Genomic DNA, 24,675 nt, shown 5'->3' with positions numbered 1-24,675 from the left:
TTTCAGCCTGCGCGTTTCCGCGTCTTTTCGTTTTCCGCTGTATGGCATGCATGGGATATCGGCCAACCGGCCCATCCGCCGTGAATCGTTTTTTCAAGCGTCAATAGACAAGCCGCCGCCTACCGCCCAGCGCCGCGGTTCCACCACAGCGTGAGCCGCGTGCCGTCGGCGCCGAGGCCGGCGCCATGCGTGCCGACGGCGAGATCGGCGTCGCCGTCGCCGTCGAAATCGCCGACCTCGAGCGCCGGATGGGCGTGGGCGTCGCGCTCGAGGACATGGGCCACGAACCTGCCGCCACGGGCCTCGAGGAGGACCAGCGACGGCAGGCTACCTGTCGGGAGCGTGCCGCGATCGGTGTCGGCCGGCAGCCAGGTGGAGACAACAAGGTCGGTGTCGCCGTCGTCGTCGATGTCGGCGCCCCGGGCCCGGTAGGCACCGGGCAGATCGAGGAGCCAGTGGGGCGTGACCGCCAGGCCGGGGCCGAGCTCGAGCCACTGGACACCGTGCCAGGGGGTGACGAGCCGGTTGTCGAAGGCATCGCCATGGGTGAGGAGGATGTCATCGTCGCCGTCGCCGTCGACGTCGGCGAGCGAGAGCGAGCTCGATCCGAGGGCAAGGTCGGCGCCGCGCCACAGCGTGCGGCGTTCGAAGCGCCCGTCGCCGCGGTCGAGAAACGCCTCGAGCGACTCGTGCTCCTGCCCGAACAGCGCCAGCATGTCGCGGCGGCCGTCGCGGTCGGCATCGAGCGCGGCCAGTTCGACGGCGCCGGCGCGGAGATCGATCCGGCGCGGGCCCGCAGCTCGATCGCCGGGCGTTTTGGCCGCAACCAGGCTGCCGGTGCGGTGAAACCCGAATTCGGCCACGATCGCCCCGGCGCCGGCCTCTCCCCAGGGAAGCACGTCGGCGACGCGGCCGAGGCCGTCGGCGATGACCGACTGCGACCAGGGAGCTCCGGCAGCTCCCCGCTCGAGGCGCAGCGCCCGGCCGAGGGCATGGTCGAAGGCGTCGACGCTCCCCAGGTCGGCGACCACGAGCCCGTCGCCCGCGGCACGCACGCGACACGGATGGGGCAGGGCAGCGAGCAGCACCGGGGCGGGGGACTGCGCACGCGGATCAAGCGCGACCACCTCGCCGCGGAGCATGTCGGCGACGACCAGCCGGGGTGTGTCGGGACGCGCGATCCAGCGGATGTCGGCAGTGCCGGGAGCACGGCCATCGTCCGGTCCGGCGACGGGGACGACGTCGAACTGCACTGGGGCGGAGTCGGCAGCCGTGGGAAGCGCTCGCGGAGGCAGCGAGAGAGGAGCGCGGGCGACGTACCACCGCGTCACCTCCGCGATCGGCGGGGCGACCAGGTCGGTGCGGCCCGAGCGGGCGTGGTACTCGTAGGCGAGGCGGATCCGATCGTGCCAATCGGACACTCGGAAACTCTCCGGGCGCGGCTGGGCGTGGCAGGCGCCGCAGAACCGGGACACGCGGAAGGTGAGCTCGTCGTCGGGGGAGTCGCCGAGCGCGGGAGAGGCGAGGGTGCAGGCCAGCATGACGGCGCGGGCCAGTGACGCGACGCCCGTCATCCGACTCATCCGCAGCTCAGTCATGCCGACAAGCCTTCGCTCGGGCTCTGTAGAGGGGGGACGCCCCTCGCGGGTAACCGTCATTCGTCGGCAAACGCTTCCCTGGTGGACGATGGCGACGGTGATCGCCGTCTGCTCGTCTGCACTGCGGCTGGACGACAGGGGTGAGGCTACCATGGTGGCTCATCGCCACGGGTATCCCTGCTCCGGACCATCACGTGCCGAACGTGCCGCGCACCAAGCCAGTCCGCGCCCGCTCAGCTCCCCTCGCGGGGCGGCGGCGGTCGCGCCTGCGGCCGGCAGCCGTGCTGGGTCTGGGGATGGTATTGGTGGCCTGTGCCGTGGCGGCCCTCGGCCCCGGGGGTGGGGCGGCGGCGGTGTGCCTGGGGCTGGCGCGGAAGCACGTCGCCGCCGATGAGATCGCGCTGGCGGCACGGTGGCTGGCGCGTGCGGAGTGGTGGGGTGGCGCTGGTCCGCCGATCGCGCTGCTCCGTGCCGCCGCAGCCCGCCGGCAGGGGCATGCGGACATGTGGAAAAGGCAGCTCGACGCCGCCGCGGCCGCCGGTGCCGATCGGGCAGCGCTCGAGCTCGAGCGGTCGCTGGCAGCACTGTGGGCCGGGGTCGATCGGACCGGGGGCGAACAGCGAATGACGGCGCTGGCCGCAGCCGGCGTCGATCCCGACGAGATCCTCGCCGGGGTCGTCAACGGCTGCATCGCCGCGGGGGACTGGCGCCGCGCAGCCCACCTCCTCGATGCCGCCGAGCGACTCGACGCCGGCGACCGTCCCGGAGCTGATCTCGACGGCCTTCTCCGCGCCCGGGTCGAGGCTGCCGCCGGAGCGCATGGAGATGCCGAACGGCGGCTTCGCGGGCTGCTTGCCCGGCGCCCCGCCAACGATGGCGCCCGCGAGTCACTCGTCGAGGCTGTCGCCGCACTCGGCCGGCTCGACGACGCGCTGGCTGTGGCGCGCGACTGGGTCGCCAGGGCCGGCGACGATCCGACGGCGCTGGTGGCGCTCTCGCGCCTGCTCCGTCGCGGCGGCCGCGACGGTGAGCTGCCCGCGATGGCCGACCGGCTCGGGCGCCTCGCCGACCGGGCCCCGTTCGTCGACCGGGAGCGGGCCGAGCTCGACCTCGAGCGTGGTGAGCCGGCCGCGGCCCGGCAGCGCGTCGCGCCGGCCGCCACCGGGGGCCGCAGTGACCGCCCGCACGCCGGTCCCGCAGGGAGCCAGCCACGGTGGCGCGAGACACTCGCCGTCGCTTGCCACCTCGAAGGCGACCCCGTCACGGCGGCGGCGCTGTTTCATGATCTGGCCGTCAGCGACGCCACGGGCGCGGGGCTGCCGTCACCGCCGGCGCCCGCCGCGCCTCCCGATCCGCTCTACGGCCGGCTCTGCGCCGCCTGCCATGGCAACGGCACCGAGCCGCGCGGCACCGCGGCGGCCGACCTGTTTCCCCCTGCGCGCGACTTCCGCACCGACTCGTTCCGGCTCATCTCCTCCCCCGACGGCGTGCCGACAGCGGCCGACGTCGCCGCCGTGATCCGCCACGGGATCCCCGGGGCGAGCATGCCGGGGTTCGCCGACCTCGCCGACGCCGACGTCGAGCGCCTCGCCGAGGTCGTCCTCGCCCTGCGCTCCCCCGACTCGCGCCGGCCGCGGCCCCCGGCGATCACCCGCCTCCCCGACGCCGCCGAACTGGCTGCCGGCGACCCGGCGCGCGGCCGCGAGTTGTACCGCTCGAGCGGGTGCGCCACCTGCCACGGCGCGGAAGGGATTCACGACGGGACGGTGCGACTGGTCGATGAGCGCGGGATCCCGAACCGGCCGCGCGACCTCGTCCACGAGCCGATGAAGGGGGGCGACGACCCCGCGGCACTCGCCGCGCGGCTGGGGTGCGGCATGCCCGGGTCGGCGCACCCGGCGGTCGCCCTCGAGCCTGAGGCACTTGCCGATCTGGTCGCCTGGCTCCGGTCGATCGCCGGACCACGCCGCCAGCCGACGACCGACCACGAGCGCCTCGTCGAGGCCACCGCGGCACCGATCAACCGAACAGCGCCGTCAGCGCCTGCGCCTTGACCAGCTCGCGCGGCTGGTTCAAGTGGTTGTAGACGATCGTCTCCGGCTCGATCCCGAAGGCGTGGTAGATCGTCGCCAGCAGCTGCGTCGGATGGACCGGGTCCTGGAGCGGCGCCGACGCGGTGGCGTCGCTCTTGCCGTGGACGTGGCCGCGACGGATCCCGGCGCCGGCGGCCAGCGCCGTGAAGCAGTAGGGCCAGTGGTCGCGTCCATCGGGGGTGTTGCTGTTGCCCGACGTGCTCACCCCCTTCTGCGGCGAGCGGCCGAACTCGCCGACGGCGACGACGAGCGTCTCGTGGAGGAGTCCGCGGTCGTCGAGGTCGGCGATCAACGTCGCCAGGCCGGCGTCGAGCATCGGCCCCGACTGGTTCTTCATCCGGCCGTCGAGGCCGGCGTGGTGGTCCCACGAATGGTTGTCGGAATTGGCGACCTTCGGCCACACCACCTCGACGACGCGCGTGCCGGCCTCGACGAGGCGGCGCGCGAGCAGCAGGCTCTGGCCGAACGTGTTGCGGCCATAGGCGTCGCGGAGCGGGGCCGGCTCGCGGTCGAGTGCGAACGCCTCGCGGGCCTTGCCGGAGATCACCAGCCCCAGGGCCTGCTCGTAGTAGGAGTCGAGCTTGTAGTCGGCGACCGCCTTGTCGATCTCGGGCATCGTCCGGTCGATCATCTCGCGGAGCCGGGCCCGGCGCTCGAGGCGCCGGGCGAAGACGTCGGAGCGAAGCTGGAGGTCGTCGATGCGGATCCGCCCCATCTTCTCCATGTCCATGTCGTCACCCTCGGGGTAGAGGGTGTAGGGGTCGAAGTCGCGGCCGAGAAACCCGGCCGTGCCCCCCTTGCCGACGACGTTGCTCTCCTGGAGCGGCCGCGGGAGCATCACGAACGGCAGCATCGGCTCCTGCGACGGCTTGAGGCGGACGATGTTGGAGCCGAAGTTGGGGAAGTCCTTGGCGTTGGGCGGCTCGAGCTGGCCCGACGGGCTGACGCGGTCGGTCGTGTAGCCGGTCATCATCTGGTAGATGGCGGCGGTGTGGTTGAACAGCCCGTTGGGCGTGTAGCCCATCGAGCGGATCATCGTGAACCGGTCGTTGACCGCGGCGAGCTTCGGCAGGATCTCGGTGAACTGGATCCCGGGCAGCTTCGTCGCGATCGGTTTGAACGAACTGCGGACGTTGTCGGGGACGTTTTCCTTCGGATCCCACAGGTCGAGGTGGCTCGGTCCTCCCTGGAGATAGACGAGGATCACGCTCTTGGCCCGGTTCCAGCCCGGCGCGCCACTGGCCGGAGCGCTGGCCGAGGCGGCCTGGAGCCGGAGGAGGTTGGGGAGCGAGACGCCGAACAGGCCGAGGGCCCCGGCGCGGAGCAGCGCCCGGCGGCTGGTGCCGAGGTTGGCGTCGCACAGATCCTTGCCGGGCCGACCGGGGATGACGAGCATGGCACACGCTCCTGGTGCCGGCCGGGGCCGGCACGGGTCTGGTCAGTGGTTGAAGAAGAACGCCGGTGAATTGATCAGCGCCCAGGCGAGATCCTGGATCGCGGTCAGGCGCCGGTCGGCGACCTGCTTCGTGCTCGCCTCGACGTCGGCGCGAAGGCGGACGATCGCCGGGTCGTCGGGCACGGGGCGCTCGGCGACGCGGATAGCCTCCGCGAGGGCGACGAGGCCCGGATCGGCCGGCAGCGGTAGCGTCGCCGCGGCGAGCTCGGCGGTCGCGCGCTTCCGTTCAGGGTCGAGGTCGCGGACGAGGCGGTCGATCTCGGCGGCGACCCCCGGCGAGCGCTCGCCGCGCGAGATCACGAGCAACTCCGCCAGCGCCGCCGGCAGCCCCAGCTCGAGCGGCGCGGCGGTGTCGGTGAGGCTGATTCGGAAGCGGCCGAGTTGGAACGTCCCGCCATTGAACTTCTGGTCGATGGTGACCGTGACGATCGATGGCTCTGCCATCGCGAAGCGCTCCTTCGTCTCGAACACGGCCCAGTGCGACTCGGAAAGCCGCGGGGCGACCGCCCACCCCTTGTCGCGGGCGTTTGCATCCTTGTCGACCGCGAGCGACGCCGGGAAGTTCTGCTGCTCGAAATCGGCTTTCGCCGCACCAAACTCCAGCCGCACCTTGGCCTTCGGGTCGGAGGCGGGGGCGACGTCGACCGACAGCTCGGTGACGACGAAATTGCCGTCGTCGGCCCGGCCGGCGCCGCCGCGGGGAAGCGACGGATCGGCGAGCGTTTCGAGGCGCAGGCCGCTGATCGCCCCCGCCGGCACGCGGAACGTGAGCGTCGTCGTCTCGTCGCCGCGCTTGCCGCTGACGAGGATCGACCCGTCGGCCTGCGGCACGAGCGTCGAGCCGGCCCGCGACTTGGTCCTCACCGGCTCGAGCACGCTCCAGCGCGGTGCCGTCGCCGCCGCCGCCTCGTAGCGGGCCAGAGCCCCCTCCGGATCGGCGTGGCTGGCCTCGACGGCGGCGATCGCAGCGGCGATCCGGTCAGCGCGGCCGCGCTCGAGCTCGATCCGCTTCGGTTCGTAGGCCTGCGTGGCGGCGTCGAGCGCGCCTGTCGCGGCGGTGATCCGCTCGCCGCGCTGCCGTTCGAGCTCGGCGCGCGTGAGCATCCAGGCCGCCTCCGCCGCCGCCAGTTCGGCCGACAGGGCCGCATGGTCGTCGCCGATCTCCGCCATCGCGGCGCCGACGGCCTGGAGCTCCTCGGGGCGGCTCGGCCGGTTGAGGATCCTGAGAAACACCTCGTCGACCAGCCGGGCGTCGTCCGGCTCGGCGGCCACCAGCCGCGACAGCTCCGTCGCCGGATCGGCGAGGACATCACCGACCGCCGGGCCGCTGACCAGCGCCATCACCGGCCCGAGCGACAGCCCGCCGGAGCGCTCACACTCGCAGGCGCTTTCGCGCGTCGGCCGGCCGAACGTCTGGAGGAACCCGTTGCCGAGCTGCGCCGACACGTCGGGGAGCTGGGCGGCGCGGGTCCCGACGGGGTAGCCGGGAAACTTCGTCGGCGCGCCGATCACGGTGTGGACCGCGTCGAACAGCGTCTCGGCCGGCAGCCGGCGCGGGAGGACGTGAGAGAAGTTGACCTTGTCGTCGGCGTTCCACCGGTTGGCGGCGATCGACAGGCCGTAGGTCCGCGACGTGCAGATCTCGGTGAGCACGCGGCGGACGTCGAACCCGCCGTCGATGAACGACCGGGTGAGGTGGTCGAGGAGCGCGGGATTGGTCGGCGGGTTGCCGGCACGGATGTCGTCGATCGGCTCGATGATCCCGGTGCCGAACAGGTATCCCCACAGCCGGTTGACGTAGCTGCGCGCGAAGTAGGGGTTGTCGGGGGAGGTGATCCAGGCCGCGAGCTGCTGGCGGCGCGTCGCGCCGCTCGGCGCGTCGTGCCGGCACTCGAAGGGGAACTTCGGGGCGACCACCTTGCCGGTGCGCTCGTGCGTGACGTCGCCTTCGGTCCGGTCGATGACCGACTCCCACAGCGGCTTCGCCCCCTCGACCGCCGTGCCGCCGATCGTCCGGTCTTTGCTCTCCGGGTCGCGGTCGAGGCCGACCTGCGCGAAGAACGCCGCGGTCTCGTAGTACTGGTCCTGCGTCCAGCGCTCGAACGGATGGTCGTGGCACTTGTTGCAATTGAAGCGGACGCCGAGGAACAGGTGCGTGGTGTTCTCCATCGTCAGCAGCGGATCGCGGAGCACCTTGAAGTAGGCCGCCTCGGGGCGCTCGCGGTTGCTGCCTGTGGCGGTGAGGATCTCGCGGGCGAAGACGTCGTAGGGGGCGTTGGCGGCGACCTGGCCGCGGATCCAGGCGCGGAGGCCCTGTGCCCCCTCGTTGCCGAGAAACTTCGGGTTCACCTGGAGCAGGTCGGCCCACTTGTTGGTCCAGTGATCGACGAACGCGTCGCTGGCGACGAGCCGGGAGACGAGCTCGGCGCGCTTGATGCGCGTGTCGCGGCGGTCGGCGCGGAACGAGCGCACCTGGCCGGCGCTGGACGGCAGGCCGGTGAGGTCGAGGGTGACGCGGCGGAGGAATTCGTCGTCGGAGCAGAGCGGGGCAGGCTCGATCTGCAGCGCCTTCCACTTTTCCGCCACCAACTCGTCGATCGGGCCCCAGGTCTCGGCCGAGCTCCATTGGAACCCGGCGCGGTCCCCCATCACCGTGAGCGTGACCGCCGCGTAGGCCCCTTCGTAGCGGGCGAGGATCGGGGCCTCGCCGCGCCGCACGGCCGTCACGAGCCCCGTCCGGTCGGCGGTCGCCACCTCGTTGTTGCCGCTCTCGAGAAACGCCTCGCGCGTCACGTCGCGGACCGTGCCGTCGGCGTAGCGCGCCGTGACGCGAAACTGCTGCCGGCGCCCCGGCAGATCGATCACCGCGGCGGCCGGGAAGACCTCGATCCCGGTGACGCGCGGGACGGATTGGTCGAGCTTCGCCCCCTGCTGGATCCAGCGGCGCACGAGCTGGTAGGCCGGCTGGCCGGGCGTGGCGAGCTGGCCACCGCCGTGGGGCGCGGCGGCCGAAGCCTTGAGGAGCATCAGGCTGTCGTCGGGGCTGGCGACGTTGACCCGGCGGCTGCCATGGTCGTCGGTGAAGGCGCGGACGTCGAACAGCGCGTCGTAGCCACGGAGCGAGAGCTTGAACCCGTTCTTCCCCTTGGCGGCGCCGTGGCACGTGCCCTGGTTGCAGCCGAGCCGCGAGAGCACCGGATTGACGTCGCGGATGAAGTCGACGGTCGGCTGGACGCCGACGCCGCTGACGTCGACGGGGAGGTCGGCCACCAGCCCGCCGGAGGCCGGGTCGCCCCACGTCACACGGACGGTGCCGGCGCCGTCGCCCGTCGGCCGGAGCAGGCCCGCGGCGCCGGCCACGACGGGCAGGCCGGCGAGCGGCTCGTAGCGCACGGCACGCGACAGGTCGATCGTGGTCCCGTCGGCGAGCCGCCCGGTGACCACGACCTGCGCGATGGCAAACGGCCCGACGAGGCTGATCGCCGCCGGGGTGAGTGCCAATCCGGTCGGCGCGGCAGGGGGAGCCGGTTCGGCCTCGAGCGGCCCGTCGCCCGGCCAGGGAAGAGGCAGCCGGGTGTCGGCCGCCACCTGCTCGTCGATCCGTGCCACGGCGAACGACCGGCCCGGCGCACCCCCCTCGGTGGCGAGGAAGCGCACGACTCCGTCGGCGCCGCCGACGGCCACCTCGCGCCCCCCGGGATGGAAGGCGACGGCGTAGGCGACCGAACCGGGCAGCGAGACCCGGGCCAACTCGCGCGTGCCCTGGTCGCGGTAGTCGTCGAGCCGCTTCCATTCGTCGTCGCTGCGCTGCGTGCCCTTGCGGCGGGTTTCGCCCGGCACCTTGGCCATCACGTCGAGGATCGGCTTGGGCACGTCGGCGTCGTAGTCGTAGCTGGCGATCACCAGCTCTCCCTGGCCGTCGAGCCCGCCGGCGGCGGCGATCCGGCGGCCGTCGGCCGAGAAGCGCACGGCCAGCGCGCGGCCGGAGATCGGGAACAGCGGGAAGATGAGATTCGCATCGTCGCCGATCACGCGCGGGGAATGGCGGTGGATCCGATACACGCGCGGCGTGCCGTCGGCACCGGCGGCGACGATCTGGTCGAGCGTCGGGTGGCGGTCGACCGCCGCCAGCCCGCCGCGCAGCGCCCCCGGCGTGATCGACGTGACGTTGTCGACGAAGCGCTGCGTCGACAGCTCGGTGAGCTTGACGGTCATGTCGCGCCCCACCGAGATGACATGGTCACCCTTCGGCGAGAAGACGGTGTCGAGGACCCAGTCTTCGTGGGCCCCCTGGTAAAGGACCTGCGTGCCGGTGGCGACGTCGATCGCCCGGAGCGTATTGTCGGCGCAGCCGAAGGCGAGCGTCTTGCCGTCGGGGCTCCACGAGCCGCCGAACACGGTGTCGAACGTCACCGCGACGCTGCGCACCAGCGCCCCGTCGGCGACATTCCAGATCTGCACCTCTCCCTGCCGGGCGGGATTGCCGCCGGTGACCGCCAGCAGCGTGCCGTCGGGGGAGAACCGGACGCGTTCCACGCGCTCGGCGAGGCCGACGAGGCGCCGCAGCGGCGCCGTCGGGGCCTCGGGCGCCGAGACGTCGAACAGCAGCACCTCGTGGAACCCGCTCACGGCCAGCATCCGGCCGTCGGGGGAGAAGTCGAGCGACGTGATCACCGGCTGGCGCGTGTAGACGGGCGGATGATCGGCGTCGACGACCTGGCCGGCGCTGGCCGGGGAATCGTCGATGGCGCCGGCGGCGATCCAGCGCCGGACGAGGTCGATTTCGGCGGCTGCCAGCGGCTTCCCCTCGCGCGGCATGTCGGCCTTGCCGTCGGCATCTGGAGTGACACGGCGGAGCAGTTCGCCGGCGTCTGGTTGGCCGGGCACGACCCCGGCGGTGCCCGAGTCGCCCGTGCCGAGCAGCCGGGCGGCCGACGTCATCACATAACCCCCCTCGGCGCGAGCGGGCTGGTGGCACCCCTGGCAGCGTGCCTGGAAGATCGGCCGGATCTGCCGGTGGAAGCTCACCGCGTCGGCCGCGGTGTCGGCGGCGCCGGCCAGGGGGATCCAGGCGAGCAACGCCGCCGCCAGGAAAAACCCGACGAACATGAAGGGATTCCGCCGCGAGCCGCCCCGGTCCACCACCATGGCTACCCCTCCTCAAGGGTGGGTCGAGACTTGGCTCCCCCACGCCCCCCTGAACTCGGGAACCATCGTAGATCACGATCCCGCCCCACGCCAACGGGGCCGGAGTCCGGCAGCGTCGTTGCTAGCCCAAGTCCGTCGTTTCGGCGTTGATTTCGTCGATCTCGGTGCCGTCGACGTCGCGGCGGAGGAGCAGGACAGCCGCGGTGGCGATCGACCAAAAATAGCCCCAGCCAAACGCCCCGAGGATCGACTCGAGGGCGTCGGTCCACGTTCTGATCGCCCGGGCCCCGAACGGCGCCTGTTCGCACAAGCCGGCCCCGAGCACGGCGGTCGTCCGCTCGTGCCCCATGCCGAAGCTCGCCCCCCACAGCGCCATCCCCGCCGTCGCATCGGCAAACAGCGCCGCCACGGTCAGCGCCGGCACCGCCACGATGGCGGCGAGAAACGCGTAGAAGGCGGCGTGGAGCGGTCGCTGGTAGAGATAGGAGAACGACGTCGAAATCGCCTGAAAGCTGTCGCCGCGCTCGATGCCGGTGGCCGCCACCATCAGCGGCCACCCGACGACGACACCGACCGCGAGCAGCGCCAGCACCAGCCCGGCGGCGAGGAACAGCGGCCAGATCACACCGACCGCCGCGAGCCCCCATTCGGTCCGCATCAGGAATCCCAGCAGCATCCCCGGCAGCGAGAGGCCGAGCATCGCCAGGAGCGTGAACAGCGCGGCGTTGGTCGGCGCGGTCCACAGCCGCATCCCCTCGCGAACGGCACCGGCGAAGCCGAGCGGCTCCTCGCGCGCGAGGCGCAGGCCGACGACGCGGGCGATCGCCGTGCCGAACAGCGACCAGACGACGACAAACCACCCGAGACGGACAAGCGCGCCACACGCCGTGGCCGCGGTCACGCTCGGTGAGAAGAGGGCCAGCGCCTGCCCGACCGCCTGGGCGGCCGGCGGCGGCAGCACGTTCACCGCGGCCGCGAGCAGCGCCGCACCGTCGAACGGCCGGACGGCGGTCGTTGCCGTCGCCGAGGGCGACGGCAACGCGCCACCGGCTGCGGGGAGGCCGACCTTGTCGGCAACCGACCACCCCGCCCACAAGGCCAAGCTCCCCGCGGCCGCGAGCAGGATCACCGTCGGCGAGAAGGCCGCCGCGGCGGCGCGGAACAGCAGCCACCAGGGGAGGGCGTCGCTCCAGCGGATCTCGTGCACCACTCCGTCGCCGGCGATCGTCGGCGCCGCTCCGGCGGACGCCGCCGCACCGGCCGGCTCCGGGGCAGCCGCAGCGAACGTGACGGCGGCCGTGGCGGAGGCGACGACGGCCTCGTCGGCAACCGAGGGGGAGGGGACGGGATCGGGCTGATCTGCCGGCATCGGACTGCTGACCCTCGGGGGAGGTCGCTCACCCTCGGGGAGCGCTGGCGGCGTCACCGGCCCTGCCGGCGACGACCGGCGGGGAGTATACGGACCGCCGCGGAATCGCGCCGCCGTGCCTTCCCGCCGTGCTCACCCGGCGTCGTCGTCGCCGTCGGAGTCGGCCGGATTGGCGTCGCCGCCGGCTTCGTCTTCATCGGCGTCGGCACGGCCCCGCGGGCGCGGCAGGCCGTACGACTCTCCGAGCCAGCGGCCGAGGTCGACCAGCCGGCAGCGCTCGCTGCAAAACGGTGGGGTCGCCAGCGCGGTCAGATCGACCGACGAACTGCAGACGGGGCAACGGGGCATGTGGTGAACGGGCCTCCGGTGATGGCTCCCGGGCGGAGCCGGGCCGCCGTCAGTCCTTGCTCCCCGACGAACCGCCGCCCGAGGACTCCCCCGAATTGCCCGACCCCTTGCCGCCGTCGCCCGTCTTCGGCGATTCGGCCGCGGCGGCCTTCTTGTAGGACTCGCTGCGGTAGTCGGTCTTGTAGAACCCCGACCCCTTGAAGACGATCGCCCCGCCCGCACCGATGAGGCGGCGGAGTTTCTTCTTGCCGCACTTCGGGCAGGTCTTCTTCACCGCATCGGTCATCGACTGGAACAGCTCGAAGGCGTGCCCGCAGCCGTCGCAGACGTAGTCGTAGGTCGGCATTCCTCACCCCTCCTTCGCGACGATCACCTGCGCGGGGCGGACGACGCGGTCGTGGAGCACGTAGCCGCGGCTGCCCACGCCGACGACCGCGCCCGCCGGCTGCCCCGGCACCACCTGCTCGAGGACGGCGTCGTGGACGGTCGGGTCGAACGGCCGGCCGTCGGTGTCGATCACGCGGCAGCCGTGCGCCTCGAGCAGCTTCTCGATCTGCTGCGCCGTCATCTTGAAACCGGCCCGGAGGCTGTCGATGTCGGTCGTCTTGTCGGCGGCCTCGACGGCACGGTGGAGGTTGTCGAGCACCGGGAGGAGATCGCGGAGCAAGTCGATCTCGCGGTAGCGCTGCGCCTCCTCGAATTCACGCCGCGAACGGCGGCGGAAGTTCTCCAGCTCCGCCTGGGCGCGGAGGAGGCGGTCGCGGGCCTCGGCCAACTCCTGCCCCGCCGCGTCTCCGCCCGCCGCGGCGGCCCGCGCTTGGCGGAAGGCCTCGAGATCGGCCACCGTCTCGTCGCCGGAGCGGTCATGGCGCGGCTCGGCACGCTCGTCACCCGGATGGCTCATCGTTTCGGCTTCTCCCGTCCGCCGTCGGGGCGGTCTTCATCGGAATCCTCCCGGGCCGGCTGGGAGCGGAAATACTCCGCCAGCCGCTCGAAGAACCCGGAGCGCTTCGCACTCACCGCCTTCTGCTCCTCGGCCGCCAGCTCACGATACAGCTGCTCGGCACGGGGCGACAGGGCCCGCGGCACTTCGACATGGACATGGACGTGCAGATCGCCGACGCCACGGCCGCGCACCTCCGGCATTCCCGCGCCACGGAGCCGGATCACGTCGCCGGGCTGCGTGCCGCGCTTCACCTCGAGCGGGCGCGGCCCGTCGAGACTCGGCACGTCGACGGTGGCGCCAAGCGCCGCCTGGCTGACCGTCAGCGGGACCTCGCAGTGCAGGTCGCGCCCCTGCCGCGTGAGGAACGGATGCTCCTCGATCTCGATCACACAGTAGCAGTCGCCCGGGGCCCCGCCCGCAGCGCTCGGCTCCCCCTCGCCGGTGAGCCTGACGCGCACGTCGGCATCGACGCCGGCGGGGATCGGCACCCGCCGCTCGACTTGCTCCTCGGTGAGCCCCGCGCCGCCGCAGTCGGGGCAGCGGTCGCGGATCACCGTCCCGCGCCCCTGACACGCCGGGCAGGTGGTCTGGAGGCGGAACACGCCGGCCGACTGGATCACCTGGCCGCGGCCGGCGCAGTAGTCGCACGGCACGGGGCTCGTGCCCTTGCGGGCGCCGCTGCCGTCGCACGTGCCGCAGGCCTCGTGGCGGGTGAACGTGACCGCCTTGGTCACGCCACGGGCCGCCTCGACCAGCGACAGCGACACCGCGCAAAACACGTCGCGCCCCGGACGCGGCCGGCCGCCGCGCCGCTGGCCCCCGCCAAACACGCCGCCACCGAAAATGTCGCCGAACGCCTCGAAGATGTCGCCGATATCGTTGAACGGCTGCGGCCCCGCCCCTCCCTGGAGGCCGGCGTGGCCGAAGCGGTCGTAGCGCGACCGGAGCCCGTCGTCAGACAGCACCTCGAACGCCCGGGCGGCCTCCTTGAACCGCTCGGCCGCTTCCTGGTCGCCGGGGTTCTTGTCGGGGTGGTAGCGGATCGCCAGCTTCCGGTAGGCGTCGGCGATCTGCTTCCCGTCGGCCCGCCGGTCGACGCCAAGCACCTCGTAATAATCGCGCGGCTGGGACATGGTGGTGGCCATCGGACCGACTCCGCAGCCTTGCGGCCCGACCGCCCGCCGGTCAGCGGACGGAGCCTTCGGCGCGGTTCTTCTTCGCGTCGTCCTTGTCGAGGTTCGTGACCAAGGCCTCGGTGGTGAGCAATAGTCCGGAGATGCTCGCCGCGTTGGTCAGCGCCACGCGGACGACCTTCACCGGATCGATGATCCCCGCCTCGAGCATGTCGACATACTCGCGGGTGTTGGCGTCGTAGCCGATGTGGATGCTCTTGCCGGCGACCTCGTCGGCGACCACCGACCCGTCGATCCCGCCGTTCTCGGCGATCTGCCGGATCGGGGCCTCGAGGGCGTGGAGGATGATGTCGACGCCGATCTTCTCGTCGCCCTTGGCCTGGCCGCGGACCTTCTCGACGGCCGCGCGGCAGCGGAGCAGGGCCACGCCGCCACCGGGGACGATCCCCTCTTCGACGGCCGCACGCGTGGCGTGGAGGGCGTCCTCGACGCGGGCCTTCTTCTGCTTCATCTCCGCTTCGGTGCCGGCACCGACCGACACGATCGCGACGCCGCCGGTGAGCTTGGCGAGCCGCTCCTGGAGTTTTTCGCGGTCGTACTCGCTCTCGGTGGCCTCGAGCTGGTTGCGGATCTGGAGGACCCGTGTGTGGACGTCGGCCGACTTGCCGGCTCCCTGGACGATCGTCGTCTCGTTCTTGTCGACGGTGATCGTCTTCGCCTTGCCGAGGTGCGACAGGTCGAGGTTCTCGAGCTTGATGCCGAGGTCCTCGCTGATCAGCGTGCCGCCGGTGAGCACGGCGATGTCGCCGAGCATCGCCTTGCGGCGGTCGCCGAACCCGGGGGCCTTCGCGGCACAGACGTTGAGCACGCCGCGCAGCTTGTTGACGACCAGCGCCGTCAGGGCGTCGCCGTCGACGTCCTCGGCGATGATCAGCAGCGGCTTGCCCGACTGCGCGACCTTCTCGAGGATCGGGAGCAGGTCGCGGAGGTTGGAAACCTTCTTTTCGTGGATCAGGATCAGGGCGTCGGACAGTTCGCAATCCATCTCCGCCGGGCGGTTGATGAAGTAGGGCGAGACGTAGCCCTTGTCGAACTGCATCCCGTCGACGAACCGGACGGTCGTCTCGGTCGTCTTCCCCTCCTCGACGGTGATCACGCCGTCCTTGCCGACCTTCTTGAGGGCCTCGGCGAGGAGATCGCCGATCGCCCGGTCGTTGTTGGCGCTGATCGCGCCGACCTGGGCGATCTCCTCGGGGCGCTCGACACGCTTGGCCATCTCCTGGAGGCGCTCGACCGCCGCGGCCACGCCCTTCTCGATCCCGCGCCGCACCGCGGTCGGGTTGCTCCCCGCCGCGACCATCCGGCTCCCTTCGCGGAAGATCGCCCGGGCGAGCACGGTGGCAGTCGTCGTCCCGTCGCCGGCCAGATCAGAGGTCTTCGAGGCGACCTCGTTGACGAGCTTCGCCCCCATGTTCTCGAACGGATCGTCGAGATCGACCTCCTTGCTCACCGTCACGCCGTCCTTGGTCACCGTCGGACCGCCGAACGACTTGTCGATGATCACGTTGCGGCCCGTCGGGCCCATCGTCACGGCGACGGCGCCAGCGAGTTTCTCCACGCCCTTGAGCAGCTTGGCGCGGGCACGATCGTCGAACAGCAACTGCTTGGGCACGACTGGGATCTCCTCGGGAGGGAAGCGATGCGGGGATGTCGGAGCGGAAATGGGCGCCGCCGGCGTCAGCCGACGACCTTGGCGAGGATGTCGCTCTCGCGGAGGATCTTGACCTCGTGGCCATCGACCTCGATGTCGCTGCCGGAGTACTTGCCGTAGATCACTTGGTCGCCGATCGCGACCGACAGCGCGGCGCGCTGGCCGTTGTCGAGCAGCTTGCCCGGGCCGAGGGCGACGACGTGGCCGCGCTGCGGCTTCTCCTTGGCGGTGTCGGGGAGGACGATGCCCCCCGCGGTCCGCTCCTCGGCCTCGACGGGCTCGACGACGACGCGGTCCTCGAGCGGACGGATCTTGAGGTTCTTGGCTGCCATCTCGGGTTCTCCTCGCGGAAAGAAGGTTCGAATTGAGTCTCGTGCGGTTCGGTCGGGCCGATCACATCATGCCGGGCATGCCCATGCCGCCCATGCCGCCCATGCCTCCGCCCATGCCACCCATGCCGCCCATCCCGCCACCCATGCCGTGGTGGTCGTGGTTGTCGCCCCCCGCCTCCTCCTCGGCCTTGGGGATCTCGGTGATCAGCGACTCGGTGGTGAGCAGCAGGCTGGCGACGCTGGCGGCATTGTGGAGCGCCGTCCGCACGACCTTCGCCGGGTCGATGACGCCGGCCTCGACGAGGTCGCAGTAGGCCTCCTTGTCGGCGTCGTACCCGTCGTTCTTGCCCTTCATGTGGCGGACGCGGTTGACGACCACCGGCCCGTCGACGCCGGCGTTGTCGGCGATCGCCTCGAGCGGGTACCGCAGCGCGTTTTTCACGATCGACGCGCCGAGCTTCTCGTCGCCGTCGAGATCGAGCTTGTCGATGCTCTTCTCACTGCGCAACAAGGCCACGCCGCCACCGGGCACGATCCCCTCGGCGAGAGCCGCCTGGGTGGCGCTCTTCGCGTCTTCGATGAGGGCCTTGCGCTCCTTCATCTCGGTCTCGGTCGCGGCGCCGACGTTGATCTGGGCGACTCCACCGGCGAGCTTGGCGAGCCGCTCCTGGAGCTTCTCGCGGTCGTAGTCGCTGTCGGTGTGCTCGATCTCGGCACGGATCTGGGCGGCCCGGCCGGCGATCGCGTCCTTCGACCCGGCGCCGTTGACGATCGTCGTGTTCTCGGCCTCGACGATCACCTTCTTGGCGCGGCCGAGGTCGGCGAGCTTGACCCCGTCGAGCGCGATGCCGAGATCCTTGAAGATCGCCTGCCCGCCGGTGAGCACGGCGAGGTCGCCGAGGATCGCCTTGCGGCGGTCACCGTAGCCGGGGGCCTTGACCGCCACCGAGTGGACGATCCCGCGGAGCTTGTTGACGACGAGCGTCGCCAGCGCCTCCCCCTCGACGTCCTCGGCGATGACCAGCAGCGGCTTGCCCGCCTTGCTGACCGCCTCGAGGAGCGGGACGAGCGACTTGGCCGAGGAGATCTTCTCCTCGAACAGGAGGATGAACGGATTCTCCAGCTCGCACACCTGGGCGTCGGTGTCGGTGACGAAGTGGGGCGAGAGGAAGCCGCGGTCGAACTGCATTCCCTCGACGACCTCGACGGTCGTCTCGGCCTGCTTGCCTTCCTCGACGGTGATCACGCCGTCCTTGCCGACCTTGAGGAACGCCTCGGCGAGGACCTGGCCGATCGCCGGGTCATTGTTGCCGGCGATCGTCGCGATCTGCATCAACTCCTTCTTGTTCTTCTCGTTGATCGGCGTCGACATCGAGCCGATCGCCTTCGAGACGGCGGCCACGGCCTTCTGGATCCCGCGCGACAGCGCCATCGGGTCGGCCCCCGCGGCGATCATCTTCAGCCCCTCGCGGAAGATCGCCTCGGCGAGCACCGTGGCCGTAGTGGTGCCGTCACCGGCGACGTCGTTGGTCTTGCTCGCCGCTTCCTTGACCAGTTGCGCCCCGAGGTTCTCGTAGGGATCCTCGAGGTCGATGTCCTCGGCGACCGTGACGCCGTCCTTGGTGACCTTCGGCGAGCCCCAGCCCTTGTCGAGCACGGCGTTGCGACCGCGGGGGCCGAGCGTGCTCTTCACGGCACGGGCGAGCTTCGAAACGCCGGCGAGCAGCGGCTGGCGGGCCTCGTCGTCGAACACCATTTGCTTGGCCACGGATGCACTCCTCTGGTGGACGGATGGGCGGGACTGATGAACGGAAGGGCGGGACGACGCACCCCGGCAACGGGCTTCCCGCGCCGGGGCGACGGGCGGACCTGGCAGTCGCGCCGCCTGCCCCGGGGGGGATGCAACCGCCGTGCCGAGACGGACACCGCTTGGGTGAGCCTACGCAAAACCCGTGAAAAGCGCGACCCGCCACGCCGAAGCCGCGCGACCCGCCGGGCCAGACGTGCCGTTTTGGCAGCCGCCGCCCTGGCAGGCTTGCCGCTGCGTGGGCCACACCGCCGCGTCCCCGCGGGTGAGCTAGCCTGTCGGCAGCAGAAGTTCTTTTCGACCGGGTGCCGATCCGCCGACCGGAGAGGGCAGGGCCACGGGGCCGGCCGCCGGTCGCGGGGTCGAACCGGGTACGATGCGAGCGTGGGAAGGAGTGCGACCGGGGCCATGTCGGAGCCAGTGCGGGTCGGAATCGTCGGCCTCGGGACCGTCGGATCGGGTGCCTACCGGCTCCTCGCCGATTCCGCCGAGCATGTCGCCCGTCACGCGGGGCGGCCGGTCGTCGTCGAACGGGTGGTTGTCCGCGACCTCCACCGCCCCCGCGCCGTCGCGGTGCCACCGGGCCTCCTCGGCACCGACATCGGCGCGATCACGCGTGACCGTTCGATCTCGGTCGTCGCCCTCCTCGTCGGCGGCCTCGAGCCGGCCCGGTCGATGATGGTGGCGCTGCTCGAGAGCGGGAAGGACGTGGTCACCGCCAACAAGGCCGTCCTCGCCGAGCATGGCCCGGAGCTGTTCGAGGTCGCGCGCCGGCATGGACGGTCGATCGCATTCGAGGCAGCGGTCGCCGGCGGGATCCCGATCGTGGCCGCGATCGGCGAGTGCCTCGCCGCCAACCGCATCGAGAGCATCCGCGGGATCCTCAATGGCACGAGCAACTTCATCCTCTCGCGGATGGAGGAGGAGGGGGCCGACTACGCCGAGGTCCTCCGCCTCGCACAGGACGAGGGCTACGCCGAGGCCGACCCCGCGATGGACGTCGACGGCACCGACGCCACGCAGAAGCTGGCGCTGCTGACCCACCTCGCCTTCGGCACCTGGGTGCCGTGGGGGCAGATCCCGCGGCGCGGCATCGAGGGGATCGACCTCGACCTGATGACCACCGCCCGCGAGTTCGGCTACCGCATCCGGCTGCTGGCGATCGCCGCGCGAGCCCCGGGGACGGCGCGCGTCGCCCTGCGCGTGGCGCCGACGCTGGTCCGGATCGGCACGCCGCTGGCCGAGACGCGCGGTGCCTTCAACGCCGTGAGCCTCGTCGGCGACGCCGTCGGGAAAATGTTTTTCCATGGCCTCGGCGCCGGCCAGATGCCCACCGCCTCGGCCGTCGTCGCCGACATCATCGACACCGTCGTCGGCCGCGCCGCGATCACGTTTCGGACCACCGCGATGCTCGAGCCCGAGGGCCCGGCCGATTCGCTCGGCGCCGCCGACCTGGTCGAGCGCCACCTGCTGCGGTTCCTCGTCGCCGACCGCCCCGGCGTGCTCGCGCGGATCGCCGGCTGCCTCGGCGAGCAGGGGATCTCGATCGCCGCGGTGATCCAGCACGAGGCCGAGACGGAGTCTGGCGCCGTGCCGCTGGTGATCATGACCCATCGCTCGCCGGCGGCGGCCGTCAACGCCGCGGTGGCCGCGATCGACGCGTCCGACGTCGTCCGCGGCCGCAGCATCTGCCTCGGCGTGATCGACGACTGACAGGAGCGCCTGCCGCCCGTGAAGACGCTGATCGTGATTCCCGACGGCGCCGCCGACCTCCCGCAGGCCTCCCTCGGTGGCCGCACGCCGCTGGCCGCCGCCCGCACCCCGCACCTCGACGCCCTCGCCGCGCGCGGCGTCGTCGGCCTCACTGACCACGTCCCCGACGCGCTTCCGCCAGGCTCCGAGGTGGCGTGCATGAGCCTCCTCGGCTACGACCCGCTGGCCTGCTTCACCGGCCGCGCGCCGCTCGAGGCCGCCGCGCAGGGCATCGCCCTCGGCCCCGACGACTGGGCCGTGCGCTGCAACCTCGTCACGATCGCCACCGCCGACGACGGCGACGGCGGCACGACCGCCGTGATGGAGGATTTCACCGCCGGCCATGTCTCGACCGACGAGGCCCGCGACCTGCTCGCCGCCGCCCAGGCCGGCCTCGAGGCCGAGTTTTCCGGGCTGGCGGGCTGGTCGTTCGTCCCCGGCGTCAGCTACCGCAATCTCCTTCTCTACCGCGGCCACGCCGGCGCGCCCGCGCCGCTTGGCGCCGATCTCCGCGCCACCCCTCCACACGACCTGATGGACAAGTCGGTCGCCGATGCCTTCCCGCGCGGCACGGGCAGCCGGCTGCTGGCCGACATCATGCTCGCCAGCGCCCGCTGGTTTGCCGACCATCCGGTCAACCTCCGCCGGGTCACGGCCGGGAAGCGTCCTGCCACGCACGTCTGGCTGTGGGGTGTCGGCCGCACGCCGGCGATGCCGCCGTTTCGCGAGGCGTATGGCGTGTCTGGCGCGATGATCACCGCCGTCGACCTGCTCCGCGGCCTGGCGGCGCTTGCCGGCTGGCGGCGGATCGACGTGCCGGGTGCCACCGGCTACCTCGACACCGACTACGCCGCCAAGGGGCGGGCCGCGATCGCCGCCTTCGACCACGACGATCTCGTCTGCGTCCATGTCGAGGCCCCCGACGAGGCGAGCCACCAGGGCGACGCCGCCGCGAAGGTCACGGCACTGGAGGAGATCGACCGGCATGTCATCGGCCCGGTGGCCGCGGCCCTGGCCGCGCGTGGCCCCCACCGGATCCTCGTCTGCCCCGACCATCCCACGTTTCTCTCCACCAAGACCCACTCGCGCGGCCGCGTGCCGTTTTTGATCGCGGGGGAGGGGATCGTCCCCGGCTCCGCCACGGCGTTCGACGAGTCGGCCGCCGCCGCCGGCCCGGTGATCGAGCCGGGGCATCGCCTCATGGGGCGGCTCCTCGATCCGCGCCCATTCACCGCCGCGGGCTGACCACCCGACCCTCCCGCCGCTCCGGAGCATCCGTTTCGATGGCCCTCGTCGTGCAGAAGTTCGGCGGCACCAGCGTCGCCGACGCCCACAAGATCCTCGCCGCCGCGCGCAAGGCGGTCGCCCGCCACGCCGCCGGCGACCGCGTCGTCGTCGTCGTCAGCGCCATGGGCCACCAGACCGACTACCTCGTCGACCTCGCCAAGCAGATCACGCCACGCCCCAGCGCCCGGGAGATGGACATGCTCCTCTCTACCGGCGAGCAGGTGAGCGTGGCGCTGTTCGCGATGGCGACGCAGTCGCTCGGCGTCGAGGCGGTGAGCCTGACCGGGGCCCAGATCGGGATCCGCACCGACAGCACCCACACCAAGGCGCGGATCCGCTCGATCTCCACCGACCACATGCGCCGGCTCCTCGACTCCGGCGCGATCGTGATCGCCGCCGGGTTCCAGGGAATCGACCAGCACGGCAACATCACCACCCTCGGCCGCGGCGGCTCCGACACCACCGCCGTCGCCCTCGCCGCGGTGCTCGGCGCCGACCTGTGCGAGATCTACACCGACGTCGACGGCGTCTACACCACCGACCCGCGCGTCCTCCCGGCCGCCCGCCGGCTCCCCTCGATCGCCTACGACGAGATGCTCGAGCTGGCGAGCCTCGGCGCCGGCGTGATGCACCCGCGGTCGATCGAGTTTGCCAAGAAATTCGGCGTCCCGGTCCTCGTCCGCTCGAGCTTCCGCGACGTCCCCGGCACGCTGATCGTCGACGCCCGCCGCGCCGCCCAGCGCTCCGCCAGCGGCGTGGCCCTCGCCAAGGACGAGACCCGGATCACGCTCGAGGCGGTCCCCGACCAGCCGGGCTCGAGCCACGCGCTGTTCTCGCGCCTCGCCGCCTCGGGCATCGCCGTCGACATGATCGTGCAAAACGTCGGCCAGCACGGCCGCGCCGACATCTCGTTCACCGTCCCCGCCGACGACGCCGATTCGGCCCTCGACCTCACCCGGGCCACCGCCGCACAGCTCGGCGCCTCGGGCGTGTCGCACGACGCCGACCTTGCCAAAGTCTCCGCCGTCGGCGTCGGCATGGCCCGCGAGCAGGGTGTGGCCGGGAGGATGTTCACCGCCCTGGCGGCCGAGAAGATCAACGTCCGGATGATCACCACCAGCGAGATCAAGATCTCGGTCCTCGTCGACCGCGCCTCGGGCCCGGCGGCCGTCGCGGCCGTGCACCGTGCCTTCGCGCTCGACCACGAGGCTGCCGCCGAGCCGGCGCTCGGTCAGCCGGCGACGATCGGCCGTTCCAGTCCGCTCGACGTCGTCAATCGCCTCGAGGGGATGGAGGATCTGGCGATCGAAGATTGCATCCTCGATGCCTCGCAGGCGCTGCTCACGTTCATCGATCTCCCCGACACGCCGGGCGTGGCGGCCGACGTCTTCGAGGAGGTCGGCCGGGCCGGCCTGTTCGTCGACATGATCGTGCAGAGCCATCCGCACGGTGGCCGCGCCGAGCTGAGCTTCACGGTCCCGGCGGCCGACCGCGACCGGGCGACGGACATCGCGCGGCGGATCGCGGCGTCGCGCGGTGGCACGATGGCCGACGTGCCGCACGTGGCGAAGCTGTCGATCACGGGCGTCGGGATCCGCAGTCACGCGGGCGTGGCCGATCGCCTGTTCAAGCCGCTGGCGGACGAGGGGATCAACATCGACCTGGTCAACACGAGCGAAGTCCGCCTCGACGTGATCGTGGCGGCCGAGCACGGCGAGCGCTCACTGGCGGTCCTGCGACGGGCATTCGGGTTGGGGTGAGAGGGGCGTGCCTCGGCTCGTCAGCTGCCGCCGCGTTTCATGAGCCAACCTTGGCTCGCCGCGTGTCGGGCAAGACAGACGAGGCCGATGGCAATGGCGAGCACGAGGCCCTGGAGGATGAACGGCACCGGACCGGCTTCCTTGCCGACACCGGCGACCGCGAAGATGCCGATGTCTTGAACCACGACGCCCGCCAGCGACGCCCACAGGAGAGCGAGCGACTCGCGCCTGCGGAAGAGCAGCATCAGGCAGCCCAGCGTGCCCCCCACGACCGCGACGACGCTGGCAGCGACACTCCACAGCGGTCAGGCGGCGCGGAGCGCCTGCTCCTGCGCGGCTGGCGCGGCGCCGTCGACGGCCGCCTGCCGGAGATCCGCGAGGATCGCCAGCAGGCCGACGATGTTCCAGAGCAGCGTTACGGCGACGACGGCGGCGAACCACGTTGGTGGCTTGGTCATCGTGGTCGTACTCGCAAGGGATGAAGGTCGGTGCGCCGTAGGTGCTCAGCGGCACGCGGCGCGATCAGCGACGAGGCTCCTGGCCGGCCAGCCGCCGGGCGACGTTGTCGCGGTGGTGGTCGAAGTGAAACAGCGTGAACACGAGCATCTCGCGGAGCGTCAGCTTGCCGATCAGCGGATGTGGCAGGCGGTAGCGGTCGAGCGCGTCGTCGCCCCAGGCGGTGATGGCGCGCACGAGGCTCAGCACCGTGGCCTCGCACTCACCGATGAGCCGCCGCTGCCCGGCCGCCAGATCGGCTGGCGGCGCGACCGGCGGAGGGGCGTAGGGCCCGGCTGAGCCACCCTTGGCGAGGCGGTCGAGATAGGCCGAGCGGAGCGCGTGCCACGTACGCGATGGTCGGGTGGCCATGCCAAACAGCGCGCGGAGGATCACGCGCGGGATGCGCAGCGCCCGGGCCACGGGGGCCGCCGAGATCGTGAGGTGACGGACGTTGTCGGCCGGAGACCAGGCACCGCCGGGCCGCGTCCAGAAGTCGGCTGGATCGATGGCCCGCCAGAACCCCAGTCCGTCGCCGCGGAACGTGGCAAAGAGCTCGAGCAGGTCGGTCTTGGTCGGTGGGTCGGCGGGCATGAAAGCGGCTCTCCCCGACGGGCGCGATCAATACTTCTTCGGCCACACCCGCTGCGGGGGAAGCAGGACCGGGGCCGCGATCCCGGCAGCCTTCAGCTCGTCGAGCCACGCCGCCCGCTCGAGGCCGGTCGACTTTGTGTCGGTGGCCGAGTCGATCACGAAATACCCGGGCGCGTGGTCGGGATGGGGCGGAAGGCCGGCCTTGGGCTCGATCCTCCCGAAGATGATCGCCCCGGAATGGCCCAGCTCGGCGACGTGCGGTCCGGCAAGACACTCGCCCCCCTTGGTCGCCGGCTTCACGAGACTCGCCTCGGAGCTGTTGGCGAAAAACAGGTGATATCCATTCGGCAGCGGTTCGCCTTCGTTGCAGCCGGCAACTGCGACCACGAGCGCCAGCAATGGAAGGCAGGTTTGAATCCACCGACATGAGCCAAGCATGGTCGTCGATCCTTACTCAGGTACGGCGCACGGACTTGTATCGTACTCGCGGCAGCCGGTCACCGGGGAGCCTGAGCACGCCGACCCCCGCGCGGTGCCACTGCCGAGTGGCACTCGGTGACGATCGCGCCCAAGCCAGGACACTGCCGCCGGCAGACCAGCAGACCCTGGCCAAAGTGATCCGCCGCTGGATGCGGCGGCAGACACCCCAAAAAAGCCCCGGCTTTTCTCGGGGTGTCTGAAGTGGAAAAAGGTCATGGATGACTTTTTCCACGGACAGATAGTACTACTACGTTAGCTCAACTGGAATCGACCCGCATGAGTTCGTCGTTGATCGGTCGATTGCAGATGGGGCAATGATGCGAGAAGCACAGCAGAAGCGATTGAAGGAGCCGGCGCACACTGGGC

Annotated in this window: 18 protein-coding genes; 4 read left to right on the top strand and 14 right to left on the bottom strand. The window is 71.6% G+C overall.

Annotated features, from left to right (window positions below):
* Positions 1-119: 119 nt before the first annotated feature.
* Entirely contained in the window at positions 120-1,574 is a 1,455-nt protein-coding gene (locus tag FJ309_14670; GenBank protein ID MBM3955833.1) for a hypothetical protein, read from the bottom strand.
* Positions 1,575-1,792: 218 nt separating this feature from the next.
* Here FJ309_14670 and FJ309_14665 point away from each other — a divergent pair, with 218 nt between their 5' ends.
* Positions 1,793-3,652: a c-type cytochrome gene (locus FJ309_14665; GenBank protein ID MBM3955832.1), complete on the top strand. Its 1,860-nt coding sequence runs from the start codon at positions 1,793-1,795 to the stop codon at positions 3,650-3,652.
* On the opposite strand, the gene FJ309_14660 is transcribed toward FJ309_14665, so the two are convergent.
* The 10 genes from FJ309_14660 to groL (FJ309_14615) form a co-directional block, all read right to left on the bottom strand.
* Positions 3,618-5,087 (bottom strand): DUF1501 domain-containing protein, encoded by a 1,470-nt coding sequence (locus tag FJ309_14660; GenBank protein ID MBM3955831.1) that lies wholly within the window; start codon positions 5,085-5,087, stop codon positions 3,618-3,620. The genes FJ309_14665 and FJ309_14660 overlap by 35 nt on opposite strands.
* Positions 5,088-5,129: 42 nt before the next feature.
* Positions 5,130-10,295, bottom strand: coding sequence for a DUF1553 domain-containing protein (locus tag FJ309_14655; GenBank protein MBM3955830.1), 5,166 nt, complete (start codon positions 10,293-10,295; stop codon positions 5,130-5,132).
* 121 nt (positions 10,296-10,416) lie between these two features.
* Positions 10,417-11,664 (bottom strand): hypothetical protein, encoded by a 1,248-nt coding sequence (locus FJ309_14650; protein MBM3955829.1) that lies wholly within the window; start codon positions 11,662-11,664, stop codon positions 10,417-10,419.
* A 132-nt stretch (positions 11,665-11,796) separates the two neighbouring features.
* Entirely contained in the window at positions 11,797-12,012 is a 216-nt protein-coding gene (yacG, locus tag FJ309_14645; protein ID MBM3955828.1) for a DNA gyrase inhibitor YacG, read from the bottom strand.
* Positions 12,013-12,061: 49 nt separating this feature from the next.
* On the bottom strand, positions 12,062-12,358 hold the full coding sequence (locus tag FJ309_14640) for a zinc ribbon domain-containing protein (protein ID MBM3955827.1): 297 nt from the start codon (positions 12,356-12,358) through the stop codon (positions 12,062-12,064).
* A 3-nt stretch (positions 12,359-12,361) separates the two neighbouring features.
* Positions 12,362-12,916, bottom strand: coding sequence for a nucleotide exchange factor GrpE (locus FJ309_14635; protein MBM3955826.1), 555 nt, complete (start codon positions 12,914-12,916; stop codon positions 12,362-12,364).
* Positions 12,913-14,091, bottom strand: a complete 1,179-nt coding sequence (dnaJ, locus tag FJ309_14630) for a molecular chaperone DnaJ (protein ID MBM3955825.1) — start codon at positions 14,089-14,091, stop codon at positions 12,913-12,915. The genes FJ309_14635 and dnaJ overlap by 4 nt, the downstream gene beginning before the upstream one ends.
* A gap of 52 nt (positions 14,092-14,143) precedes the next feature.
* Complete coding sequence (groL, locus tag FJ309_14625) at positions 14,144-15,763, bottom strand: chaperonin GroEL (protein MBM3955824.1); 1,620 nt, start codon at positions 15,761-15,763, stop codon at positions 14,144-14,146.
* A gap of 65 nt (positions 15,764-15,828) precedes the next feature.
* A complete protein-coding gene (locus FJ309_14620; GenBank protein ID MBM3955823.1) occupies positions 15,829-16,134 on the bottom strand; it encodes a co-chaperone GroES in 306 nt (101 codons plus the stop codon).
* A 61-nt stretch (positions 16,135-16,195) separates the two neighbouring features.
* Positions 16,196-17,902, bottom strand: a complete 1,707-nt coding sequence (gene groL, locus FJ309_14615; protein MBM3955822.1) for a chaperonin GroEL — start codon at positions 17,900-17,902, stop codon at positions 16,196-16,198.
* 447 nt (positions 17,903-18,349) lie between these two features.
* Here groL (FJ309_14615) and FJ309_14610 point away from each other — a divergent pair, with 447 nt between their 5' ends.
* The 3 genes from FJ309_14610 to FJ309_14600 are packed head-to-tail and all read left to right on the top strand — an operon-like array spanning position 18,350 to position 22,740.
* The gene (locus FJ309_14610; protein ID MBM3955821.1) at positions 18,350-19,654 is read left to right on the top strand and encodes a homoserine dehydrogenase; all 1,305 of its coding nucleotides are present in this window, start codon (positions 18,350-18,352) and stop codon (positions 19,652-19,654) included.
* 18 nt (positions 19,655-19,672) lie between these two features.
* The gene (locus FJ309_14605) at positions 19,673-20,938 is read left to right on the top strand and encodes a cofactor-independent phosphoglycerate mutase (GenBank protein ID MBM3955820.1); all 1,266 of its coding nucleotides are present in this window, start codon (positions 19,673-19,675) and stop codon (positions 20,936-20,938) included.
* A 38-nt stretch (positions 20,939-20,976) separates the two neighbouring features.
* Entirely contained in the window at positions 20,977-22,740 is a 1,764-nt protein-coding gene (locus FJ309_14600) for an aspartate kinase (protein MBM3955819.1), read from the top strand.
* 20 nt (positions 22,741-22,760) lie between these two features.
* Here FJ309_14600 and FJ309_14595 read toward each other — a convergent pair whose 3' ends face one another.
* From FJ309_14595 to FJ309_14585, 3 genes are all read right to left on the bottom strand, one after another.
* The gene (locus FJ309_14595) at positions 22,761-23,009 is read right to left on the bottom strand and encodes a hypothetical protein (protein ID MBM3955818.1); all 249 of its coding nucleotides are present in this window, start codon (positions 23,007-23,009) and stop codon (positions 22,761-22,763) included.
* A 253-nt stretch (positions 23,010-23,262) separates the two neighbouring features.
* Positions 23,263-23,829 carry a DinB family protein gene (locus FJ309_14590; GenBank protein ID MBM3955817.1) on the bottom strand — a complete coding sequence of 189 codons (567 nt, stop codon included), beginning with the start codon at positions 23,827-23,829 and terminating at the stop codon, positions 23,263-23,265.
* Positions 23,830-23,856: 27 nt separating this feature from the next.
* Complete coding sequence (locus FJ309_14585) at positions 23,857-24,267, bottom strand: hypothetical protein (GenBank protein ID MBM3955816.1); 411 nt, start codon at positions 24,265-24,267, stop codon at positions 23,857-23,859.
* Positions 24,268-24,675 lie beyond the last annotated feature (408 nt).

This window comes from Planctomycetota bacterium (assembly GCA_016872555.1).
Classification (GTDB): domain Bacteria; phylum Planctomycetota; class Planctomycetia; order Pirellulales; family UBA1268; genus F1-20-MAGs016.
This window is presented reverse-complemented; position numbering and strand designations above follow the sequence as displayed.